This window comes from Burkholderia pseudomultivorans, assembly GCF_902499075.1.
GTDB classification, from domain to species: domain Bacteria; phylum Pseudomonadota; class Gammaproteobacteria; order Burkholderiales; family Burkholderiaceae; genus Burkholderia; species Burkholderia pseudomultivorans.
This window is the reverse complement of sequence record NZ_CABVPP010000027.1, coordinates 21320-36596: the sequence shown is the minus strand read 5'-3', so window position 1 is coordinate 36596 and position 15277 is coordinate 21320. Positions and strand designations below refer to the sequence as shown.

Genomic DNA, 15277 nt, shown 5'->3' with positions numbered 1-15277 from the left:
GAAAAGTAACCGCCGCCCCGCGCAGGGGCGACGCTAATAGACCGACACGATCACAGGTGCTTCACGACCACCCAAAGCGGACCACCACCCGACCCCACCCCCAACAACCCACCCTCAGTCCTTCCCGCGCTCGACGAGCGCCCCCGCCCGCGGTTCACTGCCCCCACCCGTCTGCTTCTCGAGCCACGCCCTTCGATCCTCCCGCGGCGTCACGCCAAACCGCTCCCGATAGGCATTGGAAAAATGCGCAGCCGAAGAAAACCCGCAAGCGAGGCTCACCTGCACCACCGACTTGCTGGTCCGCTGCAACTGGGTACGCGCCTTGAGCAATCGCAGATTGAGGTAATACTTGGAGGGCATCGCCCCGAGATACTGCCGAAACAGCCGCTCGAGCTGCCGCCGCGACACCCCGACCAACCCGGCGATTTCATCGGTCGTAAGCGGATCCTCGATATTCGCCTCCATCAGCAGCAACGCATCGTTGAGCCGAGGATGCCGCTCGCCGGGCGCGGTGACAAAAGGAATCCGCTGCCGCTCCTCGCCGCTACGCAGCGTCCCGGCCCCGAGCGCATCGGCAATCCGCTCCGAAAGCTCCGGCCCGTGCTCGCGGCCGATCATCGCCAGCATGAAATCGACGGTGGCCTGCCCGCCCGCACAGGTCGCCCGATCGCGATCGATCTCGAAGATCTGCTGCGTAACGATCGACCGCTCGAACTGTTCGGCAAACTGCTGATACGTCTCCCAGTTCACGCTCACGCGATACCCGGACAACTGCCCCGCCATCGCGAGCCACCACACGCCGTGATGAATCCCGCTCACCAGCGGCGTGCGCGGCCCGACCCGCGCGAGACTCGCGAGAAACAGCCGGTAATCGGCAAACTGCTGAAACCGCTCCGACACGACGATCAGCCAGTCGCACGCGATCGCATCGTTGAACGCCGCATCGGCATGCCACTGCGCGCCGCCGGCGAGCGGCACCGGCCGCCCGTCCCACGAACACACCTGCCAGCGGTACAGCAAGCGACCGTCGATCTCGTTCGCCAGATTCAACGCATCGACGATCGGGCCCACACCCGACATCGACACGGGCGGCAATGCGACGATCGCCACCTGCGTCGTGCGGGTGGCGCCTGCGGGACGGGACACCGGTACCACGTGCAGCCTGCCTGTTCCGTTACCGTTACTTGAGGCTGCCCGACAGGAACTGCTTGAGCCGCTCGCTCTGCGGGCGCACCAGCACCTCCTTCGGATCGCCCTGTTCCTCGGTCCGCCCCTGGTGCAGGAACATCACGTGGTTCGACACGTTGCGCGCAAAACCCATCTCGTGCGTGACGACGATCATCGTGCGGCCTTCCTCGGCCAGCTTCTGCATCACCTTCAGCACTTCGCCGACGAGTTCCGGATCGAGCGCCGAAGTCGGCTCGTCGAACAGCATCACGTCCGGATGCATCGCAAGCGCACGCGCGATCGCGACACGCTGCTGCTGGCCGCCCGACAGGTGCGACGGATACTGCTTCTCGACGCGCGGCGGCAGGCCGACCTTCTCCAGATACTCGCGCGCGCGATCCTCGGCTTCCTTCTTCGAAATGCCGAGCACGTGCACGGGCGCTTCCATCACGTTCTCGAGCACGTTCATGTGCGCCCACAGATTGAAGTGCTGGAACACCATCGCGAGCTTCGTGCGAATGCGCTGCAGCTGCTTGTGATCGGCCACCTCGAGTGCGCCGGTCTTGTCGGCCTTCGTGCGCACGGCCTCGCCGTCGACGACGATCTGCCCCGCATTCGGCCGCTCGAGAAAATTGATGCAGCGCAGGAACGTGCTCTTGCCCGAGCCGCTCGCGCCGATGATGCTGATGACGTCGCCGGCCTTCGCGTTCAGCGACACGCCCTTGAGCACCTCGTTGTCGCCGTAGCGCTTGTGAATGTCGACCGCGGCAAGCTTCACGGAAGCGGACGCGCTCGTTTGAGTGATCTCGGCCAACTGGCTCTCCTCGAAGTGAAATCAATGACGGCCGGCCGCGAGATACGCGAGCCAGTGGCGCTCCGCGCGGCGAAACGCCGCGACGAGTGCGAACGATACCGCAAGATAGATCAGCGCGGCGATCCCGAACGACTGGAACGCCATGTAGGTCGCCGAATTCGCATCGCGCGCGACCTTCAGGATGTCCGGCACGGTCGCCGTGAACGCGACGGTGGTCGCGTGCAGCATCAGGATCACCTCGTTGCTGTACAGCGGCAGCGCACGGCGCAGCGCCGAAGGCAGGATCACGCGGCGATACATCGTGAACGGCGTCATCCCGTACGCGCGCGCGGCCTCGACCTCGCCGTGCGGAATCGCGCGGATCGCGCCCGCGAAGATCTCGGTCGTGTACGCGCAGGTGTTCAGCGCGAACGCGAGAATCGCGCAGTTGAAGCCGCTCCTGAAGAACGCGTCGAGCAGCGAGTGCGAGCGCACGAACTCGAGGCTGTACATGCCCGTGTACATCAGCAGCAGCTGCACGTACAGCGGCGTGCCGCGAAACACGTAGGTGTAGAACCGCACCGGCATCGACACCCACTTCTTCTTCGACACCCGCGCGACCGCGAGCGGCACCGCGCACACGAAGCCGAGCGAGATCGACGCGACGAGCAGCCACAGCGTCACCGCAAGGCCGGACAGGCGCTGGCCGTCCCAGTAAAGGAACGCCTTGCCGAATTCCTGGAGGATCTCGATCATAGTTCTGCGTGCCGCACGCCCATGGAATAACGCTTCTCGAGCTGGATCAGCACGAGGTTGGAAACGGTCGTGATCGCGAGATAGATCAGCGCCGCGACGAGAATGAAGAAGAACATGTTGAAGGTGCTCTTGCCGGCGTCCTGCGCGGCCTTCACGACGTCCGCGAGACCGATGATCGACACCAGCGCGGTCGCCTTCACGAGCACCTGCCAGTTGTTGCCGATACCCGGCAGCGCGAAGCGCATCATCTGCGGAAACATGATCCGCACGAACACGCGCATCCCGCTCATCCCGTACGCGGCGCCCGCCTCGAGCTGGCCGCGCGGCACCGACAGGAACGCGCCGCGGAAGGTCTCGGTGAAGTACGCGCCGTAGATGAAGCCGAGCGTCAGTACGCCGGCGACGAACGGATCGATGTCGATCTGGTCCCAGCCGACGAGGTCGGTGAACTGGTTCAGCCAGATCTGGATGCTGTAGAACAGCAGCAGCATCAGGACGAGATCCGGCACCGAGCGGATCAGCGTCGTATAACCGGTCGCGATCGCTCGCAGCACCCGGTTGTGCGACAGCTTCGCCACCGCGCCGATCAATCCCAGCGCCACCGCGGTGGCAAGCGACAGGACCGACAGCTCGATGGTCTGCACGGTGCCGGCCCACAGGACGGGGCCAAAGCCGTAAAGGAACACGCGCGTCTCCAGAGTTGGAATGGTTGCCGACGCGAATGCGTGTCACGCGCCGGGCTGACGCGGATAGTCGCAAGCGAAAAGGATTGCCTCAAATCACCGTGCGCCCGTTTGCTGCGTCGCAGCAAATCTTCCCGTTATTTGAAACCGTGCCCTACCGCCCTGTTTCAAAAGGAAAAAAGCCGCTTCCTGACAGCCGGATAACACGTCGGGAAGCGGACTTTTTGCAATTTTCCGGTCGCTTTTTCGATATAGCGACGAGGGGCGGTCGCGAACCGGCGGCAGGCGCTCGCGGCGGTGCTCAGCGCCCTTTCAGGATGTCGGAGCGCGACGTCGTGTAGACCAGCCCGTCCGGGCCGAAATGGACGTTGAAGAACGCGTCGGTGTTCACGCCGTCCTCGAGCCAGCGCCAGCTCCACACCGTCTCCGGCTTCAGCGGATACTGCGCGACCTCGCCCGGCTTGCCGAGCAGCCGCCGCACCTCGTCCTCGGTCATCCCGGGGCGCACCTTCGCGAAATTGTCGGCGGTCAGCACCTGCGTCGCGCCCGTGTAGCGTCCGTTCGCATCGAGGTCGACGAACCAGGTCTGGTTGCCCATCGGGCCGCGCGGATATTCGAGCCGCTTCGAGCCGTCGGTAAACGTGCGCTCGGTCTCGGGCCTGCCCATCGTGCCGCGCACGTCGGCCTCGGTCGACTCGCCGACCTTCAGCCCCTTGAGCAGCAGCGGCGCGGGCTTGATCGCGTTGAAGAAGTCCCTGATACGTTGCACGTCGAACTCGCCTTGCTTGTCGTCGCAGCCGGTCAGCGCCAGCGCAGCGGCCAGCAGCGTCACGGGAAGCAGCCGGAAACGAAAGATCATCGGAAGAAATGCATGTCGAGAAAACACGCGGCAAGCATACCCGCGCGACGCCAAAAGCGCGAGACGGGCGCGCGGCCCGTCTCGTTCAATGCGTCGTTTCGGTTTCGGCCACCCGCTGCGCCGCCGCATGCGGTGCGACCGGCGGTGCAGCGATCCGCCGGCGCGTGCGCAGCAGCTCGGCGAGCTGCCACGATACCAGCGACAGGCTGCTGAACAGCACTTCGCGGCCGCGCTTGACGAGCGCCAGCGACAGCGCGGTATCGCGGTCGACGCCGAACATCTGCGCGAGCAGCACGACGGTCGCCTCCTGCACGCCGAGCCCGCCCGGCACCATGAACGCCGCATGCCGCACGGCCTGCGTCATCGCCTCGATCGCGATCGCGCCGCCGATCGACACCGGATGGCCGAGCAGCGCGAGCGCCCAATAGATTTCGAGCGCGCCGAGCACGTAGCCGGCCAGCTGCCAGAAGAACGCGCCGAACAGCAACGGCGTGCGCGACATCAGCGCGTCGATGTCGGCGTCGAGCCGCTTGCCGTCGACGCCCTGCAGCAGCCGGTGCGAATCGCCGAGCAGGCGGCCCGCGAAGCGCTCGATCGCATGGAAGATCCCGCCGCGCCGCATCAGCACGACGCCGAGCACGGGCAGCGGCAGCGTCAGCAGCAGTGCGACGCCGATCGTGCCGCCGCCCATGTCGTGCGTCGTCGCGAGCAGCAGCACGAGGCCGAGCGCGGCAAACGCATACTGGACGACGATCGTCACCAGCACCTCGACGATCACCGACGCCGTCACGCGGCTCGCGTCCGGCACCTGCCAGCGCGCGAGCCGGATCCCGACCAGTTCGCCGCCGATCCCGACCACCGGCAGCAGCCGGTTCACGGCCTCGCGCACGGTCGCGATCCACCACAGGAACGGCAGCGACGCGCGCCGGTCGAGCAGCCGGTGCCACGCATACGCATCGAGCAGCAGCGGCAGCGCATGGAACGGCACGAGCCACAGCAGCGCGTAGCCGGCGCGCGCGAGCATCTGCATCACGTCGCCGACGCCGTCGCGCAGCCCGAGCGCGACCAGGATGCCGATGCCGATCGGCCAGCCGAGCCATTTGATCCACTTCATCATGACGGCTGCGCTCCCGGCCGGCGCGACGCGCGCGCGGCACGCGTCGCCGCGGCCTGGCCGAATACGTCCGCGAAGCCGCCGGTCGCGACGCCCGCCGCCTTCAGCGCGGCCGCGACGCGCGGCGACAGCAGCGCGTCCAGTTCGTCGGCCGGGCGGTAGGCCGCCATCGTCGGCGTGATCGGGCCGTCGCCCGCTTCGGCCGGATGACAGTAGATCTCGCCGACGCCCGGCGGCAGCTTCGCCAGCGCGTCGAGCAGCACGGCCTCGTCCATTGCGCCGGTGTGCTCGATCCCGACCACGTAGTCGTTATGCGCGAGCCCCGCGCGATCGAGCCGCGCGCGCACCAGCGCGATCCACGGCCTGAGCCACGCGGGCGCGCTCGTCTCGTAAGGCAGCCGCACCGCGCGCAGCCCGTAGTCGCGGCCGATCTCGACGATCATCGACAGCACGGTCGGATGCAGATGGAAGTGCTTGTGCGCGTTCACGTGATCGAGCGGCAGGCCGCTCGCCGCGAACGCGTCGAACTGCGCACGGATCTCGCGGCGCAGTTGCGCGCGCACGTGCGGCAGGAAGAAGAAGCGGCAGCCGTCCTTCGCCATCGCGTCGCCGAACCGCCCGTCGCGTCCCACGAGCGCGGGAATCTCGTGCGCGGGCAGCGTGGCCGGGCCGTCCGCGAGGACCAGATGCAGGCCGACCGCGAGCGACGGCAGCCGCCGCGCGCGCTCGATCGCATCCTGCGCGGCCGGCGCGCCGACCATCAGGCTCGCGGCGTTCAGCACGCCGTCGCGATGCGCGCGCTCGACCGCCGCGTTCACGCGCGGATGCAGCCCGAAATCGTCCGCGGTGAAGATGAGCGCCCGCGCCGCCCGCCGTGTCGTCACGAATCAGGCCTCGTGCGCGCGCAGGAAACGGAAGAACTCGACACCTTCGCGCAGGCGGCGCTTCATCATGTCCCAGCTGGTCAGCATCTCGCGGACGATTTCCCAGATCTTCGACGGGCGGAAGTAGAACTCGCGATAGAACTGCTCGAGATGGTGATAGATCTCGTCGCGCGACAGGTGCGGATAACCGATCGCCGCGAGCTGCACGCCTTCCTTGCTGACCAGGTTGATGGTCTTGTTCTCTTCCATCCAGCCGTTTTCGACGGCCTGCTTGTAGAGCGTCGTGCCCGGGTACGGCGCGGCGAGCGACACCTGGATCGTGTGCGGATTGATTTCCTTCGCGTACTCGATCGTCTTCTTGATGGTTTCCTGCGTCTCGCCCGGCAGGCCGAGGATGAAGGTGCCGTGGATCTTGATGCCGAGCTTCTTGCAGTCCGCGCTGAAGCGCCGCGCGAAATCGGTGCGCACGCCCTTCTTGATGTTCACGAGGATCTGGTCGTCGCCGGATTCGAAGCCGACCAGCAGCAAGCGCAGGCCGTTTTCCTTCATGATCTTGAGCGACTTGTACGGCACGTTCGCCTTCGCGTTGCACGACCAGGTCATGCCGAGCTTGCCCAGGCCGATGGCGATCGCCTCGGCGCGCGGCAGGTCGTCGGTGAAGGTGTCGTCGTCGAACATCAGTTCCTTCACTTCCGGCATGTTGTCGCGGATCCACTTCGCTTCCGCGAGCACGTTCTCGACCGAGCGCGTGCGGTAGCGATGCCCGCTGACCGTCTGCGGCCACAGGCAGAACGTGCAGCGCGACTTGCAGCCGCGGCCCGTGTAGATCGACACGTACGGGTAGTTCAGGTAGCCGATGAAGTAGTTGTCGATCTTCAGGTCGCGCTTGTAGACGGGCGCGACGAACGGCAGTTCGTCCATGTTCTCGAGGATCGGACGCGCTTCGTTGTGCTCGATCGAGCCGTCCTTCGCGCGCCAGCTCAAGCCCTTGATCTCGGGGAACGGCTTGCCTTCGGCGATTTCCTTGCAGGTGTAGTCGAATTCCTCGCGGCACACGAAGTCGATTGCATCGCTCGCCGTCAGCGAGTTGTGCGGATCGACCATCACCTTCGCGCCCACCATGCCGACCAGCATCGACGGCTTCATCTTCTTCAGGTCCTGCGCGAACATCGCGTCGGTCGGGAACGACGGCGTGCTCGTGTGGATGATCACGAGATCGTAGTCGTTGGCGATCTTCAGCGTTTCCTCGACCGACAGGCCGTCGGCCGGCGCATCGACGACGCGGCTGCCCGGCACCAGCGCGGCCGGCTGCGCGAGCCAGGTCGGATACCAGAAGGAACGGATTTCGCGCTTCGCCTGATAGCGCGAGCCGGCTCCGCCGTCGAAGCCGTCATACGAAGGGGCCTGCAAGAACAGCGTTTTCATGAATGCTCCGGTAGCCTGCATAGTTCGATTCGATTCAACGATTCAGTCAAAAAAACCGCGGGCCGCCGCGCGGGCGCCCGCCTCTCTGTCATGTCGTGCCGCAACGCTCGCGCGGCACGTCGCGGCCCGTCGGGCCGAATTCCGCCAGCGCACGGGCCTGCGCCCGCCATGCCGGCACGGAGCGGGCCTAACGGCCGTCGCCCCCTTCCACCGCGGCCGTCGCGCGTTCGCCGCCGACCACCGTCATCCTCGCGCCGCGCCACACGACGTGCGTGCCGAACGCGGCGACCAGCCATTCGAGCGCAAGCAGCGTGTCGCGCACAGCGACCAGCGGCAGGTCGCGCCAGAACGCGCGCCAGCCGTCCTCGCCGCGCGCGTGCAGCACGAGCCGGCCGAACGCGCCCGCGGCGGCAGCCCAGCCGGCCACCAGGCCCGCGACGGTGCCGTCCAGCGACAACGCCAGCGCCGCGCCGATCGCGAGCCACGGCGCGGTAAACGTGATGAACAGGAACGCGAAGCCGGCCGGGTTCAGTGAACGGATCGTGCGCAGCCAGCGCGTCTCGCGGTGCCACAGCGGCCCGAACGACGCCTCGATCACGTCGGTCGCGACCTCGACCTCGGATAGCACGGTACGCCGCCCGAGGCGGCGCGGCAACTCGGCGAGCCAGAAATCGTCGGCCAGTTCGTCCTTCAGCGCCGACAGGCCGCCGATCCGGTCGAGCGTGTCGCGCGTGAGCGCCAGCGTCGCGCCGAAACCGAACCGGCTCGAACCGCCGAGATGCGTGATCCGCACCGACGGCGCGAACCAGGCATCGACGAACTGGGCGCCGATCCGCGTCCAGAAGCCGCCGACGCTGCGCGCATGATACAGGCAGGTGACGACGCCGACCGACGCGTCGGCGAGCGGCGCCGTCACGCGCTCCAGGTAGTCGGGCTTCACCGCGATGTCGCTGTCCGCGATCACGATGCGGTCGTACTTCGCACGCTCGGCGAGATTGATCAGGTTGCTGACCTTCAGGTTCTTGCCGTGCACGCGCGCGTCGATCACGAGCCCGATGTCGCACTCCGGATAGTCAGCGCGCAGCCGCTCGACGACCGCGATGGCCGGATCGGCCGCCGACGCGACGCCGAACAGCACTTCATGGCGCGGATGACGCTGCTCGCAGAAGGTCGACAGGTTCTCGTACAGATGCGGCTCCGCGCCGCACAGCGGCTTGAGCACGCTGACCGGCTCGAACCCGTCGCGCGCGGCCGTGCGCGGCGTGCGCGGGCGCGGCGCGAAAGCCGCGACGAGTGCATAGCCGGCCGCCGCCAGCGTGAACGCGATCAGGAGCCAGTCGAGCAGCGATACGGCAGGCGTCATGCGCAGCGCCCCCCGTCGAGGCAGCCGAGCCGGCAGTCGATTGAGCGTGGTCCAGCTTGATTGGATGATCCGACAGCAACGAACGCGGGCACGACCCGACTCCTTGTTCCAGCAGCGTCTGTGTATTTGAGGGAGGCTCGGCCCATTTTCCCGACGGCGGCCATGCCCCGTTTCGGGCGGCGCGAGCCACTTCGCGCGGCACCCGGACGGGGCGCGAGAAGATCGAATGGTTGCCATCGGCACAACATGGACAGGCGCCGGATTTTAACAGTCCACGGCACCCCGCGCTTGGCACTGCGCGAAACGCACTGGTGCAATTCCCGCAAAGCTGTCCGGCCGGCGAACCCGTTCGACGCCACCACGTTCACGTTAGCGTAAGCGCTTTGCAGGCGTATTGCAGTCTTGAAAATCAAACGTTTCGTGCAATTTTGTATGTCGATGCGGATTCGCGTCCAATCTCGGTAAAGAATCGTAATAAATCGGAGATTGGATTGATTTTTGCAACAATCGAGCCGGGTCGCCCGGCGGCCCTGCCAGCCGCATGGGTATCCGCGCACCGTCAGCGCGTTCCGGAACCCTTTGGCAAAATCACACGCATCTGTTGCGTATGCGCATCACCGCACGCCCCTTCGAAGGCCATCCGATGACACCGTTCTCCGTACTCGACCTCGCCCCCATTCCCGCCGGCGCCGACGCCGCGCAGGCGTTCCGCAACACGCTCGATCTCGCGCAGCATGCGGAACGCTGGGGTTACCGGCGCTACTGGCTCGCCGAGCACCACAACATGCCCGGCATCGCGAGCGCGGCGACCGCGGTCGTGATCGGCCACGTCGCGGGCGGCACGCAGACGATCCGCGTCGGCTCCGGCGGCATCATGCTGCCGAACCACGCGCCGCTCGTGATCGCCGAGCAGTTCGGCACGCTCGCGTCGCTCTATCCGGGACGCATCGACCTCGGCCTCGGCCGCGCGCCCGGCACCGACCAGACCACGTCGCGCGCGCTGCGCCGCGACCTGATCGGCAGCGCCGACTCGTTTCCGGACGACGTCGCCGAGCTGCTGCGCTATTTCGCGGAACCGGCGCCCGGCCAGCGCGTGCGCGCGGTGCCCGGTGCGGGGCTCGAGGTGCCGGTCTGGCTGCTCGGCTCGAGCCTGTTCAGCGCGCAGCTCGCCGCGATGATGGGCCTGCCGTTCGCGTTCGCGTCGCACTTCGCGCCGGACTACCTGATGCGCGCGCTGGAGATCTACCGCGCGCAGTACCGGCCGTCGGCCGCGTGGCCGAAGCCGCATGCGATGGTCGGCGTCAACGTGTTCGCGGCCGATACCGACGAGGAAGCGCGGCGCCTGTTCACGTCGCTGCAGCAGCAGTTCATCAACTTGCGGCGCGGCACGCCGGGCAAGCTGCCGCCGCCCGTCGACGTGCTCGAGGCGAACGAGCTCGAACTCGCGAACGTCGCGCATTCGCTGTCGTTCGCGGCGGTCGGCTCGCGCGACACGGTGCGCGACAAGCTGCGCGCGCGGATCGCGCAGACGGGCGCGGACGAGCTGATCGTCACCGCGCAGATCTACGACCACGCGGCGCGGCTGCGCTCGTTCGAACTGACCGCGCAGATCCGCGACGAGCTCGCGAACGAAGCGCGCTGACGGCCAGGCCGCCGCCGCGCGTCGCGCAGCGGCGCCGCGTCACTGCGGATGCACGGCCTCCAGCCCGTCGAGCAGCGCCTTGTGGAACGCGTCCGGATCCTGGATCTGCGGCGCATGCCCGAGCGTCGGGAATTCGACCAGCTGCGCACCGGGAATCGCGGCCTGCGTGCGCTTCGCGAGCTCCGGATAGTGGCCGAGCTTCGCGTGCACGTCGGGCGGCGACACGTCCTTGCCGATCGCGGTCGTGTCCTTGTCGCCGATCAGCAGCAGCGTCGGCACGCGGATTGCGCCGAGCTCGTAGACGACCGGCTGCGTGAGGATCATGTCGTAGATCAGCGCGGAGTTCCACGCGACGATGTCGCGGCCGGGGCCGCGGTACATCCCCGCGAGCATCTGCACCCAGCGCTCGTACGACGGCGACCACTTGCCCGCGTAGTAGGTCGACTGTTCGTAGCGGCGAATCCCGTCCGCCGTTGTCTTCAGCTCGCGCGCATACCAGTAGTCGACCGACAGCGGCGGCACGCCGAGCGCCTTCCAGTCCTCCAGGCCGATCGGGTTCACGAGCACGAGCTGCTCGGTCGCCTTCGGATACATCAGCGCGTAGCGCATCGCGAGCATCCCGCCGGTCGAGTGGCCGACGATCGTCGCCGACTTCACGCCGATCGATTCGAGCAGCGCATGCGTATTGCGCGCAAGCTGCTGGAAGCTGTACTGGTAGCGCTCGGGCTTCGACGACTTGCAGAAGCCGATCTGGTCCGGCGCGATCACGCGGTAGCCGGCGCGGCTCAGCACGCCGATCGTGTCTTCCCAGGTGCCCGCGCAGAAATTCTTGCCGTGCAGCAGCACGACGGTGCGGCCGTTCGGGTGCGCCGGCTGCACGTCCATGTACATCATCTCGAGCGTGTCGCGCTGCGACGTGAACGCGTAGCGGTGCACGGGCGCCGGATAGGTGAAGCCTTCCAGGCGCGGGCCATACTCGGGCCCGTCGTTGCCGGCGGCAGCCGGCGCGGCCGCCCCCGCGGGCGTCGCGGCGCAGGCGACGGCAACGCCCGCGCCGAGCAGCGCGGCGCGCACGACGGACAACATCTTGCAGATCGGAATCATGACGGTCACGGTAATTGAAGACGCTCGCGGGCAGCCGATCGGCGCCGCGCCCCGCGATTCTACGCGCCCGGCGCTGACGACGCCGCGCAACACCCGGGCCGGCGCGACTTCCGCGCGCGCGACGAACTCGGGTATCGTGTGACGTGACCCCTGAAACGCGTGCAGGCGAATTCCCATGAAAAACGTCCTCAGCATTCAGTCGCACGTCATCTACGGCCATGCCGGCAACAGCGCGGCCGTGTTCCCGATGCAGCGCCTCGGCGTCAACGTCTGGCCGCTCAACACCGTCCAGCTGTCGAATCACATGCAGTACGGCCACTGGGCGGGCAGCGCGATCGACGCCGCGAAGATGGAGCAGCTCGTCGACGGCATCGCGGCGATCGGCGCGCTCAAGCGCTGCGACGCGGTGCTGTCCGGCTTCGTCGGCTCGCCGGCGCAGGCGCGCGCGACGGTCGACATCGTGCGCGCGGTGAAGGCGATGAACCCGAACGCGTGGTACTTCTGCGATCCGGCGATGGGCCAGACGGGCGGCATCCGGCCCGAGCCCGGCGTCGAGGAATTCATCGTCCACGAAATGCCGACGCTTGCGGACGGCATGTCGCCGAACCACACCGAGCTGCAGAAGCTCGCCGGGCGGCGCATCGAGACCGTGGCCGAAGCCGTCGACGCGTGCCGCACGCTGATCCGCCGCGGCCCGCAGATCATCCTCGTCAAGCACCTGCACGACCGCAACAGCCCCGCCGACCGCTTCAACATGCTCGCCGTCACCGAAACCGAGGCATGGATCGGCCAGCGGCCGCTGTATGCGTTTCCGCGCCATCCGGTCGGCGTCGGCGACCTCACCAGCGCGATCTTCGTCGCGCGCCGGCTGCGCGGCGACTCGGTGCGCGCCGCGTTCGAGCACACGCTCGCGGCCGTGCACGCGGTCGTCAAGGCCACCTACGACGCGCGCCGCTACGAACTCGAACTCGTCGCCGCGCAGGACGAAATCGCCCGCCCGAGCGAATGGTTCGGCGCGTGGGTGACCGACGCCTGACGCGTCCGCGCCGTGCCGCGCGCCGCCGTCGCGCGCCCCCCTTATCCCGCCCCGCTCCCCCGCCCGCCTCGCGCGGCCGACGGGCCGCCGCCATGCCGAAACGTCGACAAAAACCGCGCCTGCCCGCCGCTGCAAACGTTTTCGGACTTCACATGAATGACACCGAATCCTCGCTATGCTCGCGGCGGCACGACCCGGCGCAGCCGCATCCTGCGTCGCGGGCGCGTCCATTCCCGCAGGTCCCGCCAATCGGCTCCCTCCTTTACCGCACGATAACGACCATGACCCGATCGAACCGTCGTGACTTCCTGCGCGTCGCCGCCGGCACTGCCGGCGCCGCCGCGCTGAACCTGTTCCCGCCCGTGATCCGCGATGCGCTTGCGATTCCCGCGAACCGCCGTACCGGCACGATCCGCGACATCGAACACATCGTGATCCTGATGCAGGAGAATCGCTCGTTCGACCATTACTTCGGCACGCTGCGCGGCGTGCGCGGCTTCGGCGATCCGCGCCCGCTGCGCCTCGCGAACGGCAAGTCGGTGTTCCATCAGCCGGTCGGCCCGGCCGAGGTGCTGCCGTTCCATCCGGGCGCGGACAAGCTCGGGCTGCAGTTCCTGCAGGACCTGCCGCACGGCTGGCAGGACATGCATGCCGCATGGAACAAGGGCCGCTACGACCAGTGGGTGCCGAACAAGGGCACCACGACGATGGCCTACCTGAAGCGCGACGACATCCCGTTCCACTACCAGCTCGCCGACGCGTTCACGATCTGCGACGCGTACCACTGCGCGATCCCGAGCTCGACCGACCCGAACCGCTACTACATGTGGACCGGCTACGTCGGCAACGACGGCGCGGGCGGCGGCCCGGTGCTCGGCAACGAGGAAAAGGGCTACGGCTGGACGACCTATCCGGAAGTGCTCGAACAGGCCGGCGTGTCGTGGAAGATCTACCAGGACGTCGGCACGGGGCTCGACGCGAACGGCTCGTGGGGCTGGACGCAGAACCCGTACATCGGCAACTACGGCGACAACTCGCTGCTCTACTTCAACCAGTACCGCACCGCGCTGCCCGGCACGCCGCTGTACGACAAGGCGCGCACGGGCACCAATATCAGCGCCGGCGGCACGCTGTTCGACGTGCTGCAGCAGGACGTGAAGAACGGCACGCTGCCGCAGGTGTCGTGGATCTGCGCGCCGGAGGCGTATTCCGAGCATCCGAACTGGCCCGCGAACTACGGCGCGTGGTACATCGAGCAGGTACTGCAGACGCTCGTGTCGAACCCGGACGTATGGAGCAAGACCGCGCTGTTCATCACCTACGACGAGAACGACGGCTTCTTCGACCACGTGCCGCCGCCGTTCGCGCCGCAGTCGCGCGACAACGGGCTGTCGACGGTCGCGACGACCAACGAGGTGTTCCCCGGCGACGCGACGCACATGGCCGGTCCGTACGGGCTCGGGCCGCGCGTGCCGATGCTCGTCGTGTCGCCGTGGACCAAGGGCGGCTGGGTGTGCTCGCAGACCTTCGATCACACGTCGCTGCTGCAATTCCTCGAGGCGCGTTTCGGTGCGCCGGCCGCCAACGTGTCGCCGTGGCGGCGCGCGGTGTGCGGCGACCTGACGTCCGCATTCGACTTCGCGACGGCCGACGCCGGCGTGCCGACGCTGCCCGACACGAGCGGCTACGCGCCGCCCGATCGCCTGCGCCATCCCGACTACATCCCGGTGCCGCCGCTGCTGCAGACGCTGCCGAAACAGGAAGCCGGGCTGCGCCCGGCGCGCGCGCTGCCGTACGAACTGTTCGTGCACGGCCGCGTCGACACGCCCAACGGCCCGTTCCGGCTCAGCTTCGCGAATACCGGCCGCGTGGGCGCGGCATTCCAGGTGCAGTCGCGCAACCGTCTCGACGGCCCGTGGACCTACACGGTCGAAGCCGGCAAGCGACTCGCCGACACGTGGAGCGCCGCGGCCTCGCTCGGCCTGTACGATCTCGACGTGTACGGCCCGAACGGCTTCTACTGCCGCTTCCGCGGCCCGTTCGCGACCGGCATCGGCGACGCGAGCGTGAACCCCGAGGTGATCTACGGGTACGACGTCGCGAACGGCAACATCACGCTGCGCCTGATGAACCGCGGCCACAAGACGGTGCGGCTCAAGGTCGCGAACGCGTACGGCCACGGCGCCGCGCGCACCTTCGAGCTCGCGCCGGGCGCGCAGGTCGACGACTACTGGGATCTGCGCAGCAGTCACGGCTGGTACGACCTGACCGTCAGCGACGGCCGGCTGCTCGGCTTCCTGCGCCGCTTCGCCGGCCACGTCGAAACCGGCCGCCCGAGCATGAGCGACCCGCTGATCCGCACGAGCGCGTCCGCGCACGATCTCGACGCGGCCCCGGACGCCCTGTCCGAATCGTCGTCCATGTCGTCGGACTGACGGCGACGACGCGGCG

Annotated in this window: 13 protein-coding genes; 3 read left to right on the top strand and 10 right to left on the bottom strand. The window is 67.7% G+C overall.

Features of this window, described 5'->3' with window-relative positions; genetic code table 11:
• Positions 1–114 precede the first annotated feature (114 nt).
• The 9 genes from BST28156_RS18635 to hpnI all read right to left on the bottom strand — a co-directional run bounded on the left by BST28156_RS18635 (position 115) and on the right by hpnI (position 9044).
• Positions 115–1155 (bottom strand): GlxA family transcriptional regulator, encoded by a 1041-nt coding sequence (locus BST28156_RS18635; RefSeq protein WP_009693189.1) that lies wholly within the window; start codon positions 1153–1155, stop codon positions 115–117.
• A gap of 25 nt (positions 1156–1180) precedes the next feature.
• Positions 1181–1981: an ABC transporter ATP-binding protein gene (locus tag BST28156_RS18630; RefSeq protein WP_174903027.1), complete on the bottom strand. Its 801-nt coding sequence runs from the start codon at positions 1979–1981 to the stop codon at positions 1181–1183.
• Between the two features lie 21 nt (positions 1982–2002).
• Positions 2003–2716 carry an ABC transporter permease gene (locus BST28156_RS18625; protein ID WP_006401214.1) on the bottom strand — a complete coding sequence of 238 codons (714 nt, stop codon included), beginning with the start codon at positions 2714–2716 and terminating at the stop codon, positions 2003–2005.
• On the bottom strand, positions 2713–3402 hold the full coding sequence (locus tag BST28156_RS18620) for an ABC transporter permease (protein WP_009690868.1): 690 nt from the start codon (positions 3400–3402) through the stop codon (positions 2713–2715). The genes BST28156_RS18625 and BST28156_RS18620 overlap by 4 nt, the downstream gene beginning before the upstream one ends.
• 298 nt (positions 3403–3700) lie before the next feature.
• Positions 3701–4258: an outer membrane protein assembly factor BamE domain-containing protein gene (locus tag BST28156_RS18615; protein ID WP_009690867.1), complete on the bottom strand. Its 558-nt coding sequence runs from the start codon at positions 4256–4258 to the stop codon at positions 3701–3703.
• 85 nt (positions 4259–4343) lie between these two features.
• Positions 4344–5375, bottom strand: coding sequence for a lysylphosphatidylglycerol synthase domain-containing protein (locus BST28156_RS18610; protein WP_174903026.1), 1032 nt, complete (start codon positions 5373–5375; stop codon positions 4344–4346).
• Positions 5372–6256, bottom strand: coding sequence for a hopanoid biosynthesis-associated protein HpnK (hpnK, locus tag BST28156_RS18605; protein ID WP_174903025.1), 885 nt, complete (start codon positions 6254–6256; stop codon positions 5372–5374). Before hpnK ends, BST28156_RS18610 begins: the two co-directional genes overlap by 4 nt.
• A gap of 3 nt (positions 6257–6259) precedes the next feature.
• Positions 6260–7681: a hopanoid biosynthesis associated radical SAM protein HpnJ gene (gene hpnJ, locus BST28156_RS18600; protein WP_174903024.1), complete on the bottom strand. Its 1422-nt coding sequence runs from the start codon at positions 7679–7681 to the stop codon at positions 6260–6262.
• A gap of 187 nt (positions 7682–7868) precedes the next feature.
• The gene (hpnI, locus tag BST28156_RS18595) at positions 7869–9044 is read right to left on the bottom strand and encodes a bacteriohopanetetrol glucosamine biosynthesis glycosyltransferase HpnI (protein WP_040126980.1); all 1176 of its coding nucleotides are present in this window, start codon (positions 9042–9044) and stop codon (positions 7869–7871) included.
• A gap of 643 nt (positions 9045–9687) precedes the next feature.
• Between hpnI and BST28156_RS18590 the strand changes: the two genes are divergently transcribed.
• Entirely contained in the window at positions 9688–10686 is a 999-nt protein-coding gene (locus tag BST28156_RS18590; RefSeq protein ID WP_174903023.1) for an LLM class flavin-dependent oxidoreductase, read from the top strand.
• A gap of 39 nt (positions 10687–10725) precedes the next feature.
• On the opposite strand, the gene BST28156_RS18585 is transcribed toward BST28156_RS18590, so the two are convergent.
• Complete coding sequence (locus BST28156_RS18585; protein WP_059481490.1) at positions 10726–11790, bottom strand: alpha/beta fold hydrolase; 1065 nt, start codon at positions 11788–11790, stop codon at positions 10726–10728.
• Positions 11791–11965: 175 nt separating this feature from the next.
• Between BST28156_RS18585 and pdxY the strand changes: the two genes are divergently transcribed.
• A complete protein-coding gene (gene pdxY, locus BST28156_RS18580; RefSeq protein ID WP_174903022.1) occupies positions 11966–12826 on the top strand; it encodes a pyridoxal kinase PdxY in 861 nt (286 codons plus the stop codon).
• 281 nt (positions 12827–13107) lie between these two features.
• Positions 13108–15261 (top strand): phosphocholine-specific phospholipase C, encoded by a 2154-nt coding sequence (locus BST28156_RS18575; RefSeq protein WP_174903021.1) that lies wholly within the window; start codon positions 13108–13110, stop codon positions 15259–15261.
• Positions 15262–15277: the final 16 nt, after the last annotated feature.